We start from the raw sequence: 21,224 nt of genomic DNA, 5'->3' as shown, positions 1-21,224 counted from the left end.
AATCACCATTATGAAGTTGTTGACACTCGGCATCAATCATCACACAGCGCCGGTCGCCATTCGGGAAAAGGTCGCCTTTGATCCTGAATTTCTTCAAGAAGCGTTGCACGATCTTCGCCAACATCTCGTTGGCACGAATCAGGCCGGGCTGCCCGAGGCCACCATTCTGTCAACTTGTAATCGCACTGAAGTCTATTGCGCTGCAAATGATGCAGATGCAGCTAGCCTATTACATGAAGCTACTTTTGACTGGCTTGCAAAAACTCAACAGCTAGCTCCTAGTAGCTTACAACCTCATATTTATTCACTACCGCAGTCTGATGCGGTACGTCATGCATTCAGAGTTGCTTGTGGATTAGATTCCATGGTGATTGGTGAAACCCAAATTTTGGGGCAAATGAAAGATGCTGTTCGCACTGCAAATGATGCAGGTGTTCTTGGCACTTACCTCAATCAACTCTTTCAGAAAACCTTTGCCGTTGCAAAAGAGGTGCGTGGCTCTACAGAAATAGGCGCGCATTCGATTTCGATGGCAGCCGCCTCAGTTCGTTTGGCTGAACGTATTTTTGAAAGCATTGCAGATCAACGTGTTTTGTTTATTGGCGCTGGCGATATGATCACCTTATGTGCCACGCATTTCGTTGCGCGTAAACCAAAAACAGTAGCCATTGCTAATCGAACTATTGAACGTGGGCAAGAATTGGCAGACTCGATTTCGATTCAAGATGTTGAAGCGGAATCTTTCAAATTGTCTGAGCTTCCCTCGCGACTGCATGAATTTGACATCATCATCTCAAGCACTGCATCCTCACTTCCTATTATTGGCTTAGGCATGGTGGAAAGCGCGCTAAAGCAGCGTCGCTATAAGCCGATCGTGATGATTGATTTAGCTGTACCCCGTGACTTTGAGCCTGAAATATCGAGACTAAATGATGTATATCTTTATACGGTAGATGATTTAGGTGTCATGATTCAAACGGGAACCTCCTTACGTCAAGCTGCAGTGAGTCAGGCTGAAGCAATAATTGAAGATCGTGTTGGTAACTTCATGCACTGGATGCAAGGTCGCAAAACGGTTCCTCTGATTCAAGATATTCAACAGCAAGGTGAACATCTTAGACAGCTCGAATTGGATCGCGCGATGAAAAGGTTGATGCGTGGTGAAGACCCCCAAGAAGTTCTTAACGCAATGGCCCAAGGCTTAACGAATAAGTTCCTGCATGGCTCTTTACATGCTTTACAACACTCTAATGGTGCCGAGCGTGATGTCCTGATTAAGTTGCTCCCTAAATTATTCACCTCGCACTCCAAGCCAGAAGACCATTAGATGAAGCCCAGCATGCGGGCTAAGCTAGACCACCTAGATACACGCTTAGCCGAACTCAACTCCCTATTAACCACTGAAGAGTCCACGAAAGACATGGATAACTATCGGAAGCTCACACGCGAGCATTCTGATATCGCAGCGGTAGTGGAGCAATTTGGTTTTTACAAACAGGCTGAGGCAGATGCACAAGCTGCCGAAGAGATGCGTAAAGATCCTGAAATGAAGGACTTTGCCGATGAAGAGCAAAAAGAAGCTGAGGCAAAAATGCTTGGGCTCGAAAGCGTTCTTCAAAAACTGCTTCTACCTAAAGACGTAAATGACGAGCGTAATGTTTTCTTAGAGATTCGGGCGGGTACTGGTGGTGATGAGAGCGCACTTTTTGCAGGCGACTTACTCAGAATGTACACGCGCTTTGCAGAACGCCAAGGCTGGAAGGTGGAAGTTGTCAATGCTGCTGAATCCGATCTGGGTGGCTATAAAGAAGTTGTCCTGCGCTTAGTAGGTCAATCAGTCTACTCGCGCCTCAAATTTGAATCGGGTGGTCACCGGGTTCAACGCGTACCTCAAACAGAAACTCAGGGACGCATTCATACATCAGCCTGTACAGTAGCAGTCATGCCGGAGGCCGACGAGTTAGAAGCCGTGAAAATCAATCCCGCCGAACTGCGCATTGATACATTTAGGGCTTCAGGTGCTGGAGGGCAGCATATTAATAAAACAGACTCTGCTGTCCGCATTACCCATTTACCAACGGGTACGGTGGTTGAGTGTCAGGATGATCGCAGTCAGCATCGTAATCGCGAGCAAGCCATGAAAGTTCTTGTCTCACGCATCATGGATGCACGTGAACGTGAAAAACACCAGCTCGAAGCGCAAACTAGAAAGTCTTTAATTGGATCCGGGGATCGTAGTGATCGTATCCGGACATATAACTTTCCGCAGGGTCGCATTACTGATCACCGCATCAATCTCACGCTCTACAAAATCGATGCCATGATGGATGGCGATCTAGATGATCTTTGCAATGCCTTAGCATCGGAGCATCAGGCAGAGCTACTTGCAGCACTTGGCGATACTTAATGCAACCAGAATGAGTGAAAGCCAGTCTTTACGTGCTTTGCTGAGTAATTGCGCATTGCCAGCGAATGAGGCGAGGATACTGCTAGCTCTCGTGCTAGAGAAACACTATCAACTCCCTCGCTCAGCTTTGTTATCCCGTGACGATATGAGCTTAAATACAAGCGCCTCTCAAGAGTGGGATAGCCTAGTCTCCAGGAGATTACAAGGCGAACCCATTGCCTATATCCTGGGTAAGAAAGGGTTTCATCATATTGAGCTGAAGGTAGGGCCCGGGGTACTGATTCCACGTCCCGAGACTGAGCTCTTGGTAGATATTGGCCTAGTTGAAATCGCCAAACACAATACGCCCACCAAAGTATTAGACCTGGGCACAGGTTCTGGGGCGATTGCGTTGGCTATAGCAAGCGCATCTCCACTTGCATCGCTCATCGCAACTGATCAATCGCTGGAGGCTTTAACTATTGCGAGACAAAATGCCAAATTACTTCATCTGACAAATCAGGTCGATTTTTTTCAAGGCAGTTGGTATGAGGCGATAAGCCCACAAAGCCAGTTTGACCTCATTTTGAGCAATCCACCATATATTGCTAATCAAGACCCCCATCTCACTCAAGGGGATTTACGGTTTGAGCCTGCGTCAGCATTGACCGATTTTGGGAGCGGATTGAGCTGTTTAGAGCTAATTATTATCGGCGCCCTTAATCACCTCAAGCCCGGTGGCATGCTAGCCCTTGAGCATGGCTTTGATCAATCGGGGGCGGTCGCCCAACTGATGCAAGCCACAGGTTTGGTGGATATACAGGTACACCCAGATTTAGCAGGACACCTCCGAGTAAGCTCTGGGCGAAATAGACTGTAAAAACCAAACATCGGGAGTAACCTTTTTCCCAAGATAGCCTTAAAATTACTCCGATTGCTCCTTGCAAATCAAGAGCGCCTTACAGCATAAATTTAGGAAAAAAATTATGGATACCAAAGCAAAAATTCAAGAAATTGTTAGCAGCCATCCCGTTGTTTTATTTATGAAGGGTAACGCCCAATTTCCTCAGTGTGGTTTCTCTGGAAATGCAGTTAATATCCTGCGCTCATGTGGCGTAGAAACACTACATACAGTGAATGTTTTAGACGATGCAGATATTCGTCAGGGGATTAAAGAATTTTCTAACTGGCCAACTATTCCTCAGCTCTACATCAATGGTGAATTCATTGGTGGATCAGACATCATGACTGAGATGCATCAAAGTGGTGAGTTACAGCAATTAGTTAAAGCCTAATACCCAACTGATTTTGGGTCTGCTTCATCAGTGACTTTTGACTTAGGCTCCCTTCTTCTATTTGGCCTGCCATTGGGTATGTGCGCAGGCCTTTTAGTCTATGCACTCAATTTACGCTCAGCCCTCACTAGAGTTGAGCAGCAAATTCAAACTGATGCTGCACTTTCTGCCAGTTTACGAGTAGAGCGTGATCAGGCATTACAAAATGCGATTCGACTTGAGGCGGCGCTGGATTCTGAGCGTAAGCAAGGCTTGGGCAGAATTGAATCCCTCAATGAGGCTAAAGAAGCGCTTACAAATCAATTCAAAAATCTAGCCAATGAAATCCTGGAGGATAAATCGAAGCGCTTCACCGAGCAGAATGTTGCCAATCTAGATGCATTACTCAAACCACTGCAAACCAAGCTTGCTGAATTTAAAGAGCAGGTAAATACCTCCTATGGCAATGAAGCACGAGAACGCTTTGCGCTGAAGAATGAGATCGAGCGTCTAGCCAATCTGAATTTACGTATGTCAGATGAGACACGTTCGCTGACCCAAGCGCTGAAGGGCGACTCGAAGGTGCAAGGTAATTGGGGTGAATTGGTTTTAGAGTCCATTCTTGAATCTTCAGGGCTTCGTAAGGGCGAAGAATACCTCGTTCAAGATAGCCACACTCAGACTGATGGCTCACGTCTTCAGCCGGACGTTGTAGTTAAGCTGCCAGAAGGTAGAAGTCTTGTAGTCGATAGCAAGGTTTCTATTACCGCGTACTCACGCCATGCAGAGGCAACCGATCCGGCCATCTCAGAACAAGAACTGACGGCACATATTCAGTCTCTTCGACAACACATTCAAGGGCTTTCAAGTAAGAACTACAGCTCCTTATACGGCATTGGCTCAGTAGACTTTGTGTTGATGTTTGTGCCAATTGAACCCGCATTTCTGCTAGCCTTGAAGACGGCTCCTAACTTGTACCAAGAGGCACTAGCAAAAAATATTGTGCTGGTATGCCCAAGTACCTTGATGGCTACGCTCAGAACCGTTGCGCATCTCTGGCGTCAAGATCATCAAAATCGCAACGCTCTAGAAATTGCAAAACAATGTGGCACGCTCTATGACAAGTTTGTTGGATTTGTAGATGATCTTGAAAAACTCGGTCAACGCCTAGATCAAGCCCAAACGAGTTATCACGATGCATTTAATAAACTGAAATCTGGCAAAGGTAATCTGATTCGTACTGCAGAAAAAGTGCGTGAGCTCGGTGTTAAGCCAAGTAAAAATTTATCTGCCCCCTTAATTGAATCGTCAACCGACTTTGAATAAAAATTGACTGCTACGCACGCATCAGAAACACCGGCTTCAAAGCACTCCTATAGAAAAGTAGCTATTGCAGCCTGCTTTGGAACCTTTCTAGAGTGGTACGATTTTCTTACTTTTGCTACTCTGGCTGTAGCTTTTGGCCCCCTCTTTTTCCCATCAAGCGACCCTAGTACAGCCCTCTTAGCGAGCCTTGCGACATTCGGAGTAGGTATGGTCGTGAGACCTATAGGAGCAGCCATTTTTGGAAGTATTGGCGATCGCATTGGGCGGCGCCCCGTCTTTATGATCACCATTGCCCTCATGGGCATTGCTACAGTCTGCGTTGGTTTTTTGCCGACCTATGCTCAAGTCGGGATCTGGGCACCCATTCTGCTAGTTAGCCTCAGACTACTTCAGGGTCTTTCAGCAGGAGGAGAAATTGGGGGAAGCGCAGTCTATCTAACCGAGCATGCCGGTGAATCCAATCGCGGTTTTAAAACCAGCTTCCTACAGCTAATGGGGCCGCTGGGTATCTTGGTGTCAACTCTACAAATTGCCCTACTTCAGAGCTACCTCACTCCAGAAGAATTTCTATCCTGGGGCTGGCGAGTGCCATTTTGGATTTCGCTACTTTTGCTATTAATTGCATTTAAAGCAAGAATGGCTTTAGAAGAGACGCCAATATATTTACAGCTAAGCAATAAAGAGGCTCAATCAAAGAGTCCATTACGAGATAACCTCAAAGATCCCGAAACCAGAAAAAGAATGTTTCTACTTTTCTTCTGCATCTCTGCTGGGGGTGCAGTACTCTTTTTCTGCGTACAGGTTTATACATCTATCTTTCTGAAGACTTCTGTCAAGCTAGCTCCTCAATTAGTAGATCAGTTGAGTGTTTATGCCACGATTGCCCTATTACCCCTCACCGTATTCGCAGGATGGCTCTCAGACAAGATTGGCAGAAAGCCTGTGGTTGTCAGTGGCCTGATCTTAGGTGCCACAGTAATTCTGCCAGCGTTTTATTTACTACAAAGTAATAACGGATCTATCTTATTGATAACAGGCGTCTTGATTGGCCTATCGACAATCCTTGCACTAGTAGTTGGCCCACAAACAGCCCTACTTGCAGAACTTTTCCCAGCTAAAACCAGAAATAGCGCAGCCACTCTGCCCCATAACCTCGCTGCAGGCTGGATTGGGGGACTTCTTCCACTTATTGTGACCTGGTTGAATCAATCCTGGGAAAGTAGCATTGTAGGACTTTGGTATCCGACTATTTTTTTAGCTAGTGGCGCAATAGTGGCAATACTCTATTTACCGGAGACTAGAAAAATTAATCTAGCTAGCTAGCGTACCAGAATTATTTCTAGGTCGTACAACAATCCAAATCCCATCTCCCATCATGTGGTGGGATTGCAAGTGCAAAATTTCAAAATACTTTGTTAATCTTGGGAGCCACCAAGAGCTAGGCTCTTGAATTAAATGGGCATTTCGTCCATCTGATAATATTTTGGCTGCAGGACCCATGTGTATAGAGAAAAATCCAAAATTCAATGTTATCTTTGATAATTCTAAAAGCACATGCTCAAGCCTCTCAGGCTCAATATGCTCCAAAACATCAATACAGCAAACTAAGTCTGCACTACGGGGCTCTCCATAATCCTCAAATGCAGGATCATAGGGATAATATTCAATAGGATCAACCCCTGCATTTTTTAGCCCTACTAATAAATTTTTCTTGCCAGCACCATAATCAGAAATCGTTCGAACGCCAGTCTGACGAATAAAGTCAGCTACTATTGGGGCGAAAGAAAGGGATGCAACGCCATAATTTGGGTTCTGGTGAAGCGCCTTCTGCTCCAAAAGGTATTCATAAGAAATTGTAGCTCTATCCATTATCAATCAAACCCTTCAGCACTTCTGTCATAAACCTTTTTCCAATGATGGGACATAGATTCCATAGCATAATCTTTAAAGCATGGTGTTCCAAGAGTGTAATGAATTAGCTTTGCGCCAGGATTTTCAGGGTACTCAATAGCAAGCCAATTCCACTCGATTGGGAGTTCGCCAATTAAATCATCAGTAAGCCATGAGAATCTATGGAGATAGGAGCCGGGTTGATTCTGAATAAACTCCGGTGATAACAGCTTGTTAGACGGGTGCGCACAGTTCCACAAAATTAGGCTAGACCAATTTTTCCTTGGATAGTTTTCATTCTTATTGCCTAGATATTTTTTACTAGCTTTTGTTTTATAGTCATGCTTAACAACCATCACAGCCTTAGATTCATCACGCAAAGCCCACAACTCAGAAATATCTGTCTGACAAACCATATCCCCATCGGCAAAAATTGCCCAGCCTAAATAATTCATTAAAAATGGAGTTAGGAATCGAGAATAAATGAATTTATTACTTCCATCAGTGTGTACTTCTTTATATTCACGTAAGTTATTTTCCGCTAAAGGCAAGAATTGAATTGGAGTGCTCGATTTCTCAATAACGCTTTGACAAAAGACATGGTAAGCGACTGCCTCGCGCTGATCAAACCCAACAACAACTGATATCTTAGATTGCAAATCTACTCTCCAAGTATGTCTTTAATTCCCCAATTGGCTTGGACCAATCCCCATACCTCTCTTGCTTAAATACCCTTATAGATGGGTACCATAGACTTATCCCATCTATATCATGCCAGTACCAAAACCTACTATTTCCACAAGGGAGCAATAACAAGGTTTCCTTGCCCAGAGCGCCGGCAAAATGGGCGGTCGAATTGCTCGTTGTCAGAACTATATTGCATGCATCCAAAATATATATCAGGCCATCAATGTCGTCATAAAGATTAATATCTTCAATGATTTGGATATGCGCCCCAAGATCATTCCTAGCTAAATCGACTTCATCCCCGACATTTCCATACTGGAGATTGACAAAATTAATCCCCTTAAGGCTTAGTAATGGCGCCAACGATAGGATTGGAATACTTTTATTCACTCCAAGCTTGGCACGACCGCTCTTCCAAGATAATCCGCACTGAATATTACCCTCTGATGGCTTGTTCAAGTTAAGGCCATCGGTCTGAGGTAATTTTGGAAGGAGATATGGAAACTTTGCACTCTTAAAAGACTCTATAGAAGATCTCAGAATCTGTCCAAGACTTCCCATGGGAATTTGCTCGTCATAATCCTCCTCTGGTAAATCAATATCTTTATCCACGATCTTTATGCTTGGAAAAGACCTCTGAAAAATAGGGATTAATTTTTTATCAACTGAGACAATCTTGGTTTGCGGATACTGGTCTAAATTTTTCAGCATTGATGCATATAGAATTTGGTCACCAATTCCCTGCTCAGCCCAAATAAACAAACGACCATCTCTTGGAAGACCGTCCCACCGTGGCCTAGATGAATTTATTGCTATGGGCCTATCCTGCTCAGTTATAAACCATCGAGCCTCATGCCGATCCCAGCCTTCAGAAAAATTAAATTCGCGCAAGTCTAAATGGGCCAAATTATGCAATGAATTCACATGGCTTGGCGCCAGCTCAATCGACCTCCCATAACTTTTCCTTGCATCCCCCAGCATATCTAGCTTCCAATAAGCGTTGCCTAAATTACAAAAAACTTCAGGGTTATTTGAATCAATTGAAATTGCCCTCTTATATAAATCAATGGCTTTTGTATTTTCACCAAGCTCTTGATAGGCATTGCCTAGGTTGCTATATACCTCTGCATATGAAGGGCTCTGCTTGATTGCCACCTCATAAGATGCAATCGCTTCTGATAGCATTCCCAGGCTGAGTTGAATATTCCCTCGATTGCTATAAGCAATCCCGTTTCTTTTATCGGCAAGAATGGCTTTTTCGATCATCTCTAACGCGAGATTATTATGACCTTCTTGGGCAGAAATGACTGCAGATAATCTGAGTGCCTCAGAATGATTTGGCCTCACTTTGATGATTTGCTTCAAAAGCAATTTAGCGCTGCTAAAGTTACTGCTTTGAATATAAAGTAATGCTTGATTAAGAAGAAAGTTAAGTTGGTTGCTCATTCTTTTCTTCCCAAATGCTTATGGCAATAATCAACCTATAGAATCTCTAAACTCTTTTTATCTTGAGATTAAATTGATTAGGAGATGGTGGTGCCCCTTGTCCGACTCGAACAGACCACCTACTGATTACAAATCAGTTGCTCTACCAGATGAGCTAAAGGGGCAACGGATAATATTTTAACCTATTTCACAATTGTAAAGATGGGTCTACTAGCTTTTGGCTTTTCAGCATTCTCAGGGCTTATGTCTTTGGACTTTTTCGACTCGCTAGCATCAAAAGGAAAGGACATCCCCTGACCATTTTCTCGCGCATAGATTGCCAAAACGTGGCTTACCGGAACCATGATTTTTCTTGGGACCCCACCAAATCTTGCCTGAAAACTGATCCAGTCATTCTCTAGCTGTAGCTGATGGCATGCCTCAATCGATAGATTTAAAACAATTTCATCCTTTTTCACAAACTCCATGGGGACTTCAACACTAGAGTCTACAAATACCGCCATAAAGGGTGTAAAACCAAAATCCGTGCACCACTGATGTAGGGCACGGATTAGGTAGGGTTTATTGCTTGGGATATCAGACATGCCTATTTTGCTAGCCTGAATAATGAGCCGCTTAGCGGCGCATTACCTTCTCTGAAGGAGTTAAGGCTTCAATGTAAGCAGGCCTACTGAAAATACGCTCCGCGTACTTCAAGAGAGGGGCTGCATTACGCGAGAGGTCTATACCGTAATGCTCTAAACGCCACAGCAAAGGGGCGATAGCTACATCAAGCATAGAGAACTCTTCGCCCAACATGTACTTGTTCTTCACAAAAATCGGGGCAAGCTGAGTTAAGCGATCACGAATAGCTAAACGCGCTTTTTCATGAGACTTCTCTGCTGGTTTGCCTTTTTCGTTCTCCAGGGCTGAGACATGAACAAATAATTCTTTCTCAAAATTGAAAAGGAAGAGACGTGCGCGTGCGCGTGCAACAGGGTCAGGCGGCATCAATTGGGGATGAGGGAAGCGCTCATCAATGTATTCATTGATGATGTTTGACTCATACAAGATCAAGTCACGCTCAACCAAGATTGGAACTTGGCCATAAGGGTTCATCACCGAGATGTCTTCTGGCTTGTTAAACAAGTCCACATCACGGATCTCAAAGTCCATGCCTTTTTCAAAAAGCACCAAACGGCAGCGTTGCGAGAATGGGCAGTTTGTGCCCGAGTACAACACCATCATAAATTGATTTCCTTAAATATCTACTTCAATACAACAAACGCATAACCTGCTGCGGCTTAAATCCGTTAAAGCTTAAACTTAATGGATATCTTTCCAGTAAGCTTTATTCAAACGCCATGCTAACAAAGTAAAGATCGCCAAAAAGATCAGCACAACAACGCCAAGGCGCTTACGCTCGAGCTGTACAGGCTCTGCCATCCAGGACATGAAAGCAACCAAGTCAGCAATATTATCGTCATACTCTTGTGGCTTCATAGTTCCGGGTGTTAGTTGCTCAAAGCCCACGAACACTTTTTCCATACGACTCGCATCATGTGGATCTTTGCGCTCTTCAAACTTTGCGGCACGTTCACCCTGCAACTCCCAAAGAACATGCGGCATACCGACGTTCGGGTAGACCAAGTTATTCCAACCAGTTTGAGTGGTGTCGTCTTTATAGAAAGTGCGGAAATACGTGTAGAGCCAATCATTACCGCGTGCACGAGCCTCAACAGATAAATCAGGAGGCGTCTTACCAAAGAATGCCTTGCCTTCTTTTGGTGTCATGGATATCGTCATCAGGTCGCCAACCTTAGCATCAGTCAAAATCAAGTTATCTTTGATTTGCTGATCAGTCAAACCAATGTCACGCAAGCGGTTGTAACGCATGCTTGTGGCCGAATGGCAGTTCAAGCAATAGTTGACAAATATCTTGGCTCCGTTTTGCAAAGAAGCATTATTGCTAACGCGATTTGGGGCAGTCTCTAATGGGAAACCACCCTCGCTTGCATTTGCAGTTAAACCAAAACCAAGGGCAACAGCCAAAACTGTAACCTGACAGATGCCCATCAATGTGTGCAGAATTCGTTTCATACTAGTTCCTAATTTCTCGGATATCTGAATTAATGGGACTTAAAAGTAACGCGAGTTGGAACTGGCTTGAATGTACCAAGCTTGCTCCAAAAAGGCATTGCCAAGAAGAAGCCCAGATAGTAAATCGTACAAATCTGAGAAATCTTTTCAAATACGGGTGATGGCGGCTCGATACCCAAGTAGCCCAAGATGACAAAGCTCACAATAAATACTCCGTAGATATATTTATGGAACTGTGGACGATAACGAATCGACTTCACTGGGGAGTGGTCTAACCAGGGCAAGAAGAACAGTATGACAACTGAACCGCCCATGATGACAACACCCCAAAACTTCGCATCAAACGCATAGAAGCCTGCAGCCAACACAATTGCAATTGCTGCACAAGCACCCTTGACCTTAATATTGTTGGACTTGAGTGCAAACATTCCCAAAATCACGGCCAAGAAAATCCACAGTGGTAATAAGAAATTCGAAGTAGTTGCACGCAGCATTGAATAGAACGGTGTGAAATACCAAACCGGTGCAATATGCGTTGGAGTTACAAATGGATTTGCAGGAATAAAGTTATTCGCTTCCAAGAAATATCCGCCCATTTCTGGCGCAAAAAACACTATTGCCGCAAAAATAATCAGGAAACCACCTAAGTACATTATGTCATGCACGCTGTAGAACGGATGAAATGGAATGCCATCAACTGGATGACCATTCGCATCAAGCGTATCTTTAATCTCTATTCCGTCAGGATTATTTGAGCCTACTTCGTGCAAAGCAAGAATATGAGCCGCAACTAATCCAATCAATACCAGTGGAATAGCAATCACGTGAAATGCAAAAAAGCGATTCAGTGTTGCGTCACCAACGACATAATCTCCGCGCAACCATAAAGAAAGGTCTGGCCCAATCAATGGGATAGCAGAGAACAAGTTCACGATCACTTGAGCACCCCAATAGGACATTTGACCCCATGGAAGCAAGTAACCAAAGAAGGCTTCGCCCATCAAGCACAAGAAGATTGCACAACCGAAGATCCAAATAAGCTCACGAGGTTTGCGATATGAACCATAAATTAAGCCACGGAACATGTGCATGTAAACCACAACGAAGAACATAGAAGCGCCAGTAGAGTGCATATAGCGAATCAACCAACCCCATGGCACTTCGCGCATGATGTACTCAACGGATTCAAACGCTTTAGCAGCATCTGGCTTGTAGTTCATTACCAAAAAAATACCGGTAATAATCTGTATGGCCAATACAACAATGGCTAATGCGCCAAAGATGTAGAAAAAGTTTAGGTTTTTTGGAGCGTAATACTCGCTCATGTGACGTTTAAAAGCTTCTGTTACAGGCAGGCGTGAATCCACCCAAGCCATTAACTTTTGGGCTCCGGATGCGTCCGCTGGGACTTCTTTTTCGTGAAATGCCATTTATCTCTCCTTAGGCCTTCTTATCTTCGCCAACCAGAATCTTGGTATCGCTCAAATACATATGTGGCGGTACTTCCATATTGTCTGGGGCTGGTTTGTTTTTAAATACACGGCCTGCCATATCAAAGGTTGAGCCATGACATGGGCATAGGAAACCACCCTGCCAGGTGTTAGGCAAAGAAGGCTGGGCACCAGCCTCAAACTTAGGTGTAGGGGAGCAACCCAAATGCGTACAAATACCCACTACCACCATATATTCGGGCTTGATGGAGCGCCATTGATTTTGGGCATAAGGTGGGGTGAATTGAGCTGGATCTCTTAATGAATCTGGATCTGCAAGCTCTGAGTCAATTTTAGAGAGCTCAGCAACCTGCTCAGGGGTACGGCGTACCACCCAAACAGGCTTTCCACGCCACTCAACCATCCGCATCTCGTCGGGCTTCATATCGGAAATATCAATCTCAACTGCAGCTCCAGCCGCCTTAGCTCTCTCTGAGGGCTCAAAACTATCTACAAAAGGATAAAGGGCTGCTGCAGCACCAACGCCGCCAACCGCTGACGTAGCGATCAACCAATTACGGCGATCCTTGTCCATACAGGGCTTGTCACTCATTTACAAAATTCCTCGGAAGAGCATTTATAGGTCGAAATTGCTTAAAGCTAAGATTTTAAAGTAAAAAGTGGGGTATGCAAGTAAGTTATGGGGTTAATCTTGAGTTAATCTCAATCTAATAGGAAAGAAAGGTATTTATGGCGGTTTTAAAAGAGTTTCGGGACTTTGCAGTCAAAGGCAATGTGATTGATTTAGCAGTTGGCGTAATCATCGGAGGGGCTTTTGGGAAAATCGTCGACTCCCTAGTAAATGACATTGTCATGCCCATCATTTCAACCCTACTTGGGGGGCATATTGACTTTACCAACCTATTTTTAGTGCTTGGCAAGATCCCAGAAGGTGTACCTCGCACATTTGATGCTCTCAAGAAGGCTGGAGTCCCCATTTTTGCATATGGCAACTTCATCACCATCTCCATCAACTTTATTTTGCTGGCATTTGTGATTTTTCAGATGGTCAAGATTGTGAACAAGGTACGGGCTATGGATGCCCCTCCAGCCTCACCAACCCCAGAAGATATTATTCTTCTAAGAGAGATTAGGGATAGCTTAAAAAAGTAGATTAAATCAGGGTGCTTGCACCCTTTCAAACTTGTAGACCCGCATCGTACGGCCAGCTAATTCATTAGCGGCCTTGGCATACCACAGGCATTTGCCATAGCGGAGTGTTCTGATCATATTCACAGTTTACGCCGACAGGTGAAGTGGTGCTTGCAAGGCAGCCGCTCAATATGAGTGTTAGTAGAACTAAAAAAGCTGTTGAGAAAAATTTCATATCTTGATGGCTTAATTAAAAATTGATGTGGGCATTGCTTCGATATGGCTAAGCAATAAAAAACCCATCGCGTTTCCACGATGGGTTCAAATTTACAACTAATTTCTTAGTCTAAAACTAGCTTAAGCTAGCTTTAAATTAGAAAGTGTGACGTACGCCAACTGCGAACTGGCTAGCAGCAGCACCGCCAACTGTATTAGTTGTGCTTGATGTCAAACTTTGACCATAGATACCGTACAGATTTGTACGCTTGCTGAGGTAGTAGTTTGAACCCAACTGCCATGCATTGAAGTTAGCTGTTGGTTTGTTTGCACCATAAGCAGAGTAACGGCCAGTACCAATAGAGGCCCAACCTTCGATTGTTGGAGTGATGTAGCTACGAACACCAATCTGCTGACCAGAACGCTTGAGGTACTGGCTGCTATCGACGTTACTAGTTATCTTACGGCTGATGTAGTTAGCATATGCTTTGAGGATGCCAAAGTCATAAGTAGCCGCGCCGTAGAAACCATTATCTGTTGTATTGCTTGAAGTGCTAACAGTGTTGTCGGTTGACCAGCTAGTTGGAATGGCTGCAGTTGCAGAGCTAGTTTGCTCCTGCTTAAATGACTGGTATGCAACTGTTGCATACAATTTTTTCCATGAATAATCGCCAGTTACACCCCAACCTGAGTAGTTAGTGGTACCACCAGTATTTGTAGCAGTCTGAGTTGCATTCTTACCATTTTGTACATACATTGCATTCAGACCAAAACCAGCAAACTTTTCGGTGTTGAACTTCAAGTTGTTGGTAGAAGCAACTACTTCAGCAGTAGAAGCATTGTATTGACCAGATTCCTGGTTAGTGGAGCTACCAGCTGGACGAATGATAGAGCCAACCACGTTATTGCTTCCGCCTGGATCAGTTGCTGATACTTGATCATGCAGAACAGTGTACTGAGTACCTAAGGAAGTTTTACCCAAACCTTTTTTAGCTAAACCAACGAATGTCTGGCGGTTATCCATGCTAGACGCGGTTGTAGATTGTGGAGTTAAACCAAACTCAGCAGTGAAGAATGCTGAAGTGCCGCCACCCAAATCTTCAGTACCTTTGAAACCTAAACGGCTTGAAGTTTCACGTGATTGATCGAACAGGCTTGTGTTTTGTTTAGTAGCTGCATTACGTGTTGATGTATTGGAATAGCCAACGTCCAAAATACCATAAACAGTCACTGATGACTGAGCTTGAGCTGCACCAGCAATAGCTGATAACGCTGCAACTGCGAATAGCGATTTTTTCATTCTTTAAATCTCCATAAATTGAAAGTAATGCCCAAATAAAACTGGGACTTACGAATTTTGCTTGTTTTGCCCAGCTAGACTGGGGGTAAGGGTAATTAGGAGCTCTTTTTGCTTGTCAAAAGGCAGTTTTTTGGCTTTCTTCGTTGTATCAGGGCAACAAGGGCTTTGATTTCTGTCTTTTTGAGGCCATGAATGCCAAAATTGTCATATGGCAAGCCGAGAATTCTTAAAAATCCTGCAATCCGCCCGAATAGGTGATGTATCCGCACAACAAAGTTTGGCGTCAGCCTATTTGACGGGAGCCTTTAAAACCCCTATCCAACCCGCTAACGCCCTGATTTGGCTGGAGAAATCTTATTTATCCATTCAGAATCAACTAGCTAACCAACTAAGTCCAGACGATACTCAGCCCCCTGAATTTGACAGTACTTCTCCTGAGTTTTTGAGGGTGCTCCAGCAAATCTCAGCAGTGCCTTTGGTAAAAACCTTAGATTCACCAGCCTTTTCATTTGGCTGGAAATCATTTTGGGCGCTGGCTGAATCTCATATTCCTGAAAGCCATGCGGCACAGTGGCAACTTGCTGAACTACTTTTACATCCCGATAAAAAAGATCTTCAAGCGGAGATTGCGAATTGGCTTTCTAAACAAGAGGGGGATAAAGATCTTGCATCACTGATAAAAATCGCCAAGCAATTTTTATCCAAGTTAGCTGAATCAGAAAATGCTTTCACTAATTTCGCAAAAGAGCTATCGATCAAGCTTCAACCAAAAGATGAAGCGCTCACCTCTCTCTGGAATAGCTGGCTTATCGATCAAAACGAAGACGCGCTTTTACAAGCAGCTGAACTAGGTCTAACAGTGGCGAGATTAACCTTAGGCTTAAGACTAGCTCAGCTCCATGAGTCTAGTAGCAAGTCAATCGGTAAATCGAATGCCTCCCTCAAGAAGGCGGCCTACTGGTTAGAGTTAGCAGCCAAAGATGGTGATCGTGCTGCATGGTTTGCATTGGGAGAAATTTATCGTCGCCCACAATTTTCTGGATATAACGCTGCGGAAAGTGATCGATGCTTTGATCGTGCGGCAGACTTAGGTCATGCGGAAGCCCAGTTGAGAAGGGGCGCTAACTTATGGCGCAAGCGCGAAAAAATTGAAGAGAAAGTTCGTGGCTTGCAAGCCTCGTATTGGATATGGCAAGCCCACCAACAAGGCGTACCTGAAGCAAAAGAGCTACTAGGGAAAATTCTTGAAAACGTTTCGAACCCAAAACAGAATGATTGGCATGAGCTTGCTACTTTTGCTGAAGAAGCGCTAAACCATCATGCCGAACATAAATTGGATGAAGAATGGATCTTGCTATGTCATCGCATCATCATTGCTAATCAATTTAATTTCAGCAAGGCAGAATTACTTTTATGTGATGTCGGGCAGCTGCAACATGAGCACTGTGTAGTTGTGGATATTCGTCATGAGCTTCCGAAAATCCTACCTAGATTAATTCAGATAGATAGCACTCAACAGCGTCGCACTCTATTAGCCGCTGGCAAAGCATTTGTCGGTATTGAAACGGAGCAGGAGGGCAACCTACGACAAAGGCGCTATCGTTTTGACCGAGTTACAGAATGGCTTAAGGCCACATTCTCACAAGATCAGGCGCTAGCTTGAGTATCCGGAGTTGTTGTGTCCTCATCATCCGAAGGTTTAGGGACATAGAAACGCGCAATTAAGAGGCCCAACTCATAGAGCAAGCTCATTGGTATTGCCAGGAGCAGTTGTGAAAGTACATCTGGCGGTGTCACTATCGCTGAAATAACAAATGCGCCAACAATCACATAGGGACGAATCTCTCTGAGCTTTTCCAGGGGAACCATACCCATTCGAACCAACACAACGACAACAACCGGAACTTCAAAAGTAAGTCCAAATGCTAGGAAAGTATTCATAGCAAAACTCAGGTACTTATCAATATCAGTAGACATCTCCGCACCCAAGGGCGCGTTATAGCTGGCCATAAATTCAAATACAGTAGGAAATACCAAAAAGTAGGCGAATGCCATACCAAATATAAACAAGCTATAGCTACTCAAAATGAGTGGCACGATCAACTTACGCTCATGTTGATATAAGCCAGGTGCAATAAATGCCCAAAGTTGATACATCACCACTGGTAATGCAATTAAGAAGGCAACCAGCATGGTGACCTTCATGGGCACAAAGAATGATCCCGTGATGTCAGTTACGATCATCTTGCCACCAGAAGGTAATGAGTCCAGGAGCGGCTGCGCAAAGAAATGAAAAATGTCAGGCGCCCAATATACGAGAGAAACAAAAACCACAATAATGGCTAATGCTGCCTTAATAATACGATCGCGCAACTCAAACAAATGAGATAGAAAAGATTCTTGTAGGCCTGAATCTTCTGTTGAGTTATTTTGCGTCATTTATAAGATTTTTTACTTGGCTATAAGCGTATTTATTTGCCGGCGCTGTGATGAAAGCGTTTCATTCTTGCAGCGCCGGATTGAACGCGTGTTCGCATGCCTGTAGTGTGCTTAAACCAAATTGGTCTGGCAGCACGCTTAACGCCCCAGCTTTTACGACCCTGGCGTATCGATTTTTGCAAAACTTCTTTTTCATCCAGCGGCGCTCTGGTGTAGTTATTTTCAAAGATATCCGCCTGATCACTCAGATTTACGCCAGCTTCTTGAACGGTGGACTGAAGACTGCTTTCCACATCCTTAAATGCAGATACACTCTCCTCCCGCAGCTTCTTAAACTCCTCGACTTCCATCTGGCGACTGACTTCAGATTTCACATCCGCCATATAGCGTTGAGCGCGTCCGAACAAATTACCCGCCATACGGGCTATCTTAGGAAGACGTTCTGGACCAACCACCACCAATGCAACTACTGCAATGAGTGCAAGCTTTGAAACTCCGAGATCAATCATTGCAGGCGCGCATTATTTCAATCTAAATTATTTATTCAGATCTTTTGCCTGCACATCTACAGTTTTTTCTGTTGATGCGGCAGCACTCTGAATCTGCTCTTTTTTCTCTTCAGCCTCTTCAGGGGTTTTCATACCATCTTTAAAACCCTTAACAGCGCCGCCTAGGTCTGTACCGATATTGCGCAATTTCTTGGTACCAAATACCAACATCACGATTACCAAAACAATTAACCAATGCCAAATGCTAAATGAACCCATTTTTAATCTCCTCGGACTATTTTTTCCAGGGGCGGGGACCGCCCATCACATGCAAGTGCAAGTGATATACCTCTTGCCCACCATCTGCACCATTGTTCACTACCAATCTAAAGCCACCATCTTTACCGGGACGGCAACCCTGCTCTTTGGCGAGACGTGGTGCTAATTCCATCATTCTACCTAGCAATGGCGCATCTGCCACATCCGCAGACTCCAGCATGGGAATATGCTTTTTGGGAATCATCAAAAAATGAACGGGGGCGGCTGGATTAATATCCTTAAAGGCATAAATCTCATCATCCTCATACACTTTTTGGGACGGGATTTCACCCATGGAGATCTTGCAAAACAAGCAATTCGGATCGTGGCTCACGCTTTCGCCTCTAGTTTTGATGAATTTATAAGGTTTTTTACTTACTCTTGACCAGCAGCTTTTCTAGCAGCCTTCTCTTCAATGCCAGAAGTACCCAAACGACGATTGAGCTCCGCGACAACGTCTTCAGGGCGTAAACCAAACTGTGACAAGGCAATCAGGCAGTGAAACCAAAGGTCAGCCATCTCACCCACCAAGAGTTTTAGCTGCTCGGGGTCCAGATTGGAGCTGCGCACATCTTTAGCTGCCATCACCGTCTCGGTAGCTTCTTCACCAATCTTCTTTAAGATCCCATCGTCGCCCTTTGAGAAAAGCAAGGCAGTGTACGAAGTCTTTGGATCAGCTTGACCAGCTTTAAATGCATCACGTCGCTGATCGACCACATCAGCCAAATGAGCCAAAGCGAAATCTAAATTAGAGGGTTTTTGTACTGGACTAGTCATAAAACGATTTTATGTCTTTTATTGCCGAAAAGGACAAGACAGCATTATTTATGGTCCTTAGACTCATCAACCCAAGCGGATGTACCAGAATCCCATCTCAGAAAAAAGCAGCTGTGCTCACCAGTATGGCAAGCAATACCGTCTTTTTGCTCAACCATAAGCAAAATCGTATCGCCGTCACAGTCAAGGCGAATTTCGCTCACCTTTTGAGTATGACCAGACTCTTCACCCTTGTGCCACAGTTTTTGCCTTGAGCGTGTCCAGTAAACAGCTTCGCCCAAACGCAAAGTAGCCAATAGGGCGTCGCGGTTCATCCAGGCCATCATCAAGACATCTTTACTACCCACCTCTTGAGCGATCACCGGTACTAAACCCTGCTCATTCCAAGTAACAGCATCTAGCCATGTTCCTGCCTGTAAAGATTCAATGGGGGTGAATGCGCTCATGTAGATTTTCTCTGAATTTATTTTGTTGAGCTTTAAATGCGAACCGGGATACCTTGGCTCGCCATATATTCTTTTGCCTGGCTAACAGTGTATTCGCCATAGTGAAAAATACTTGCTGCAAGTACTGCATCAGCATGACCTCTAGTAATGCCATCGACCAAATGCTGTAGATTACCCACACCACCAGAGGCAATCACAGGGACAGTCACTGCATCACTTACTGCGGCAGTCAGCTCTAGATCGAAACCATCTTTGCTACCGTCACGGTTCATGCTGGTGAGTAGAATTTCTCCAGCGCCACGTTTGGCAACTTCACAGGCCCAGGTAACTACATCCATACCTGTCGCAGTTCTTCCACCATGGGTAAATACTTCCCAGTTACCGGCTACAGTTTTTTTAGCGTCTATAGCAACGACGATACACTGCGAACCGTAATAAGCTGCTGCATCTGAAACTAAATCTGGGTTTGCTACAGCCGAAGAGTTCATGCTGACCTTATCAGCACCGGCATTAAGTAAGCGACGTACATCAGCTACTGCACGTACACCGCCACCAACAGTCAAAGGAATAAATACCTGGGATGCAACATCTTCAATGATGTGCAATATCAGATCGCGTCCATCGGAAGTCGCAGTGATATCTAAGAAAGTAAGCTCATCCGCACCCTGAGTATCGTAACGTTTTGCAATCTCTACTGGATCACCTGCATCACGCAGGCCAATAAAGTTCACACCCTTAACTACGCGCCCTGCTGTGACATCAAGGCAAGGAATGATTCTCTTAGTTAGCACTGATAAGCACTCTAGGTAATTTTCTTAGCGAACTTCAGCGTTAACTCATCAGCATATTTTTGCGCTGAAGTTAAATCTAAATCACCAGCGTAAATTGAACGCCCGGCAATTACACCCATAACACCTTCAGATTCAGCTTCGCAGAGCGCTTCAATGTCTTGATTGTTAGATAAGCCACCACTAGCAATCACCGGAATTCGAATAGCTTGTGCTAACTTAATAGTGGCATCCATATTGATGCCCTTCATCATGCCGTCTCGGCCAATGTCGGTATAGATGATTGCCTCAACACCGTAATCTTCAAATTTCTTTGCAAGGTCAATCACTTCGTGTCCAGTAATCTTGCTCCAGCCATCTGTTGCTACCTTGCCATCACGTGCATCTAACCCTACCATGATTTGACCAGGAAAAGCTGTGCAGGCATCTTGTACAAAGCCGGGGCTCTTGACTGCGGCAGTACCAATAATCACAGTACTAATACCATCATCCAATAAACGCTCGATGGTTTCAAGATCTCGAATACCGCCACCTAACTGAACTGGAATCTCATCTCCTACTGCTTTCAAAATAGATTTGATTGCAGACTCATTCTTCAGTTTGCCAGCGAAAGCTCCGTTTAAATCTACGAGATGTAAACGGCGCGCGCCCTTACCAATCCAATGGGCAGCCATCGCCCCTGGATCCTCAGAAAACACAGTGGCTTTATCCATGTCACCTTGCTCGAGTCGAACACAGTGGCCGTCTTTTAAGTCAATCGCGGGAATCAGCAGCATAGCGGT

The 21,224-nt window shown here is 44.5% G+C and carries 24 protein-coding genes, 1 tRNA gene and 1 pseudogene; 8 read left to right on the top strand and 18 right to left on the bottom strand.

Features of this window, described 5'->3' with window-relative positions:
* Positions 1-10 precede the first annotated feature (10 nt).
* The 6 genes from hemA (at position 11) to ICN43_RS01945 (ending at position 6,309) form a co-directional block, all read left to right on the top strand.
* The gene (hemA, locus tag ICN43_RS01970; RefSeq protein ID WP_216196951.1) at positions 11-1,327 is read left to right on the top strand and encodes a glutamyl-tRNA reductase; all 1,317 of its coding nucleotides are present in this window, start codon (positions 11-13) and stop codon (positions 1,325-1,327) included.
* Positions 1,328-2,407 carry a peptide chain release factor 1 gene (gene prfA / locus ICN43_RS01965; protein WP_216196950.1) on the top strand — a complete coding sequence of 360 codons (1,080 nt, stop codon included), beginning with the start codon at positions 1,328-1,330 and terminating at the stop codon, positions 2,405-2,407.
* 10 nt (positions 2,408-2,417) lie between these two features.
* A complete protein-coding gene (prmC, locus tag ICN43_RS01960; protein WP_216196949.1) occupies positions 2,418-3,266 on the top strand; it encodes a peptide chain release factor N(5)-glutamine methyltransferase in 849 nt (282 codons plus the stop codon).
* 106 nt (positions 3,267-3,372) lie between these two features.
* Complete coding sequence (gene grxD / locus ICN43_RS01955; protein WP_216196948.1) at positions 3,373-3,681, top strand: Grx4 family monothiol glutaredoxin; 309 nt, start codon at positions 3,373-3,375, stop codon at positions 3,679-3,681.
* Between the two features lie 30 nt (positions 3,682-3,711).
* Positions 3,712-4,986 carry a DNA recombination protein RmuC gene (gene rmuC / locus ICN43_RS01950; protein ID WP_216196947.1) on the top strand — a complete coding sequence of 425 codons (1,275 nt, stop codon included), beginning with the start codon at positions 3,712-3,714 and terminating at the stop codon, positions 4,984-4,986.
* 3 nt (positions 4,987-4,989) lie between these two features.
* The gene (locus ICN43_RS01945) at positions 4,990-6,309 is read left to right on the top strand and encodes an MFS transporter (protein WP_216196946.1); all 1,320 of its coding nucleotides are present in this window, start codon (positions 4,990-4,992) and stop codon (positions 6,307-6,309) included.
* Here ICN43_RS01945 and ICN43_RS01940 read toward each other — a convergent pair.
* The 9 genes and pseudogenes from ICN43_RS01940 to petA form a co-directional block, all read right to left on the bottom strand.
* Positions 6,298-6,855, bottom strand: a complete 558-nt coding sequence (locus tag ICN43_RS01940) for a hypothetical protein (RefSeq protein ID WP_216196945.1) — start codon at positions 6,853-6,855, stop codon at positions 6,298-6,300. The two genes, ICN43_RS01945 and ICN43_RS01940, sit on opposite strands and share 12 nt — an antisense overlap.
* Positions 6,856-6,857: 2 nt before the next feature.
* Complete coding sequence (locus ICN43_RS01935; protein ID WP_216859718.1) at positions 6,858-7,535, bottom strand: glycosyltransferase; 678 nt, start codon at positions 7,533-7,535, stop codon at positions 6,858-6,860.
* The gene (locus ICN43_RS01930; protein WP_216196944.1) at positions 7,525-9,009 is read right to left on the bottom strand and encodes a tetratricopeptide repeat protein; all 1,485 of its coding nucleotides are present in this window, start codon (positions 9,007-9,009) and stop codon (positions 7,525-7,527) included. The genes ICN43_RS01935 and ICN43_RS01930 overlap by 11 nt, the downstream gene beginning before the upstream one ends.
* A gap of 88 nt (positions 9,010-9,097) precedes the next feature.
* Positions 9,098-9,173, bottom strand: a tRNA-Thr gene (locus ICN43_RS01925).
* Between the two features lie 51 nt (positions 9,174-9,224).
* Positions 9,225-9,593, bottom strand: a pseudogene (locus ICN43_RS01920) (ClpXP protease specificity-enhancing factor); the annotation flags it as partial.
* Positions 9,594-9,624: 31 nt separating this feature from the next.
* Positions 9,625-10,236, bottom strand: coding sequence for a glutathione S-transferase N-terminal domain-containing protein (locus ICN43_RS01915; protein WP_216196942.1), 612 nt, complete (start codon positions 10,234-10,236; stop codon positions 9,625-9,627).
* Between the two features lie 78 nt (positions 10,237-10,314).
* On the bottom strand, positions 10,315-11,088 hold the full coding sequence (locus ICN43_RS01910) for a cytochrome c1 (protein ID WP_216196941.1): 774 nt from the start codon (positions 11,086-11,088) through the stop codon (positions 10,315-10,317).
* Between the two features lie 29 nt (positions 11,089-11,117).
* Positions 11,118-12,518, bottom strand: coding sequence for a cytochrome bc complex cytochrome b subunit (locus ICN43_RS01905; protein ID WP_216196940.1), 1,401 nt, complete (start codon positions 12,516-12,518; stop codon positions 11,118-11,120).
* Between the two features lie 10 nt (positions 12,519-12,528).
* On the bottom strand, positions 12,529-13,131 hold the full coding sequence (gene petA, locus ICN43_RS01900; protein ID WP_216196939.1) for a ubiquinol-cytochrome c reductase iron-sulfur subunit: 603 nt from the start codon (positions 13,129-13,131) through the stop codon (positions 12,529-12,531).
* Positions 13,132-13,268: 137 nt separating this feature from the next.
* Here petA and mscL point away from each other — a divergent pair, with 137 nt between their 5' ends.
* Positions 13,269-13,691 carry a large conductance mechanosensitive channel protein MscL gene (mscL, locus tag ICN43_RS01895; protein ID WP_216196938.1) on the top strand — a complete coding sequence of 141 codons (423 nt, stop codon included), beginning with the start codon at positions 13,269-13,271 and terminating at the stop codon, positions 13,689-13,691.
* Between the two features lie 352 nt (positions 13,692-14,043).
* On the opposite strand, the gene ICN43_RS01890 is transcribed toward mscL, so the two are convergent.
* Entirely contained in the window at positions 14,044-15,186 is a 1,143-nt protein-coding gene (locus ICN43_RS01890; RefSeq protein ID WP_216196937.1) for a porin, read from the bottom strand.
* A 208-nt stretch (positions 15,187-15,394) separates the two neighbouring features.
* Here ICN43_RS01890 and ICN43_RS01885 point away from each other — a divergent pair, with 208 nt between their 5' ends.
* Positions 15,395-16,849, top strand: a complete 1,455-nt coding sequence (locus ICN43_RS01885) for a tetratricopeptide repeat protein (protein ID WP_216196936.1) — start codon at positions 15,395-15,397, stop codon at positions 16,847-16,849.
* On the opposite strand, the gene tatC is transcribed toward ICN43_RS01885, so the two are convergent.
* Genes tatC through hisA form a run of 8 tightly spaced genes read right to left on the bottom strand, consistent with a single transcriptional unit; the run spans position 16,834 to position 21,218 of the window.
* Positions 16,834-17,625: a twin-arginine translocase subunit TatC gene (gene tatC, locus ICN43_RS01880; protein WP_216196935.1), complete on the bottom strand. Its 792-nt coding sequence runs from the start codon at positions 17,623-17,625 to the stop codon at positions 16,834-16,836. The two genes, ICN43_RS01885 and tatC, sit on opposite strands and share 16 nt — an antisense overlap.
* A gap of 32 nt (positions 17,626-17,657) precedes the next feature.
* Positions 17,658-18,134, bottom strand: coding sequence for a Sec-independent protein translocase protein TatB (gene tatB / locus ICN43_RS01875; protein WP_216196934.1), 477 nt, complete (start codon positions 18,132-18,134; stop codon positions 17,658-17,660).
* A gap of 27 nt (positions 18,135-18,161) precedes the next feature.
* Complete coding sequence (gene tatA, locus ICN43_RS01870) at positions 18,162-18,392, bottom strand: Sec-independent protein translocase subunit TatA (RefSeq protein WP_216196933.1); 231 nt, start codon at positions 18,390-18,392, stop codon at positions 18,162-18,164.
* A 16-nt stretch (positions 18,393-18,408) separates the two neighbouring features.
* Complete coding sequence (locus ICN43_RS01865; RefSeq protein WP_216196932.1) at positions 18,409-18,765, bottom strand: HIT domain-containing protein; 357 nt, start codon at positions 18,763-18,765, stop codon at positions 18,409-18,411.
* Between the two features lie 41 nt (positions 18,766-18,806).
* A complete protein-coding gene (locus tag ICN43_RS01860; RefSeq protein ID WP_216196931.1) occupies positions 18,807-19,208 on the bottom strand; it encodes a phosphoribosyl-ATP diphosphatase in 402 nt (133 codons plus the stop codon).
* A gap of 44 nt (positions 19,209-19,252) precedes the next feature.
* Positions 19,253-19,654: a phosphoribosyl-AMP cyclohydrolase gene (gene hisI, locus ICN43_RS01855; protein WP_216196930.1), complete on the bottom strand. Its 402-nt coding sequence runs from the start codon at positions 19,652-19,654 to the stop codon at positions 19,253-19,255.
* Positions 19,655-19,686: 32 nt separating this feature from the next.
* The gene (gene hisF, locus ICN43_RS01850) at positions 19,687-20,445 is read right to left on the bottom strand and encodes an imidazole glycerol phosphate synthase subunit HisF (protein ID WP_216196929.1); all 759 of its coding nucleotides are present in this window, start codon (positions 20,443-20,445) and stop codon (positions 19,687-19,689) included.
* Between the two features lie 11 nt (positions 20,446-20,456).
* Complete coding sequence (gene hisA / locus ICN43_RS01845; protein WP_216196928.1) at positions 20,457-21,218, bottom strand: 1-(5-phosphoribosyl)-5-[(5-phosphoribosylamino)methylideneamino]imidazole-4-carboxamide isomerase; 762 nt, start codon at positions 21,216-21,218, stop codon at positions 20,457-20,459.
* Positions 21,219-21,224: the final 6 nt, after the last annotated feature.

The sequence above is a fragment of the Polynucleobacter sp. UK-Mo-2m-Kol15 genome (genome assembly GCF_018881505.1).
In the GTDB taxonomy this organism is placed as follows: Bacteria; Pseudomonadota; Gammaproteobacteria; order Burkholderiales; family Burkholderiaceae; genus Polynucleobacter.
Note: the sequence above shows the minus strand (reverse complement) of the source record. Positions and strands in the feature narration are given on the sequence as shown.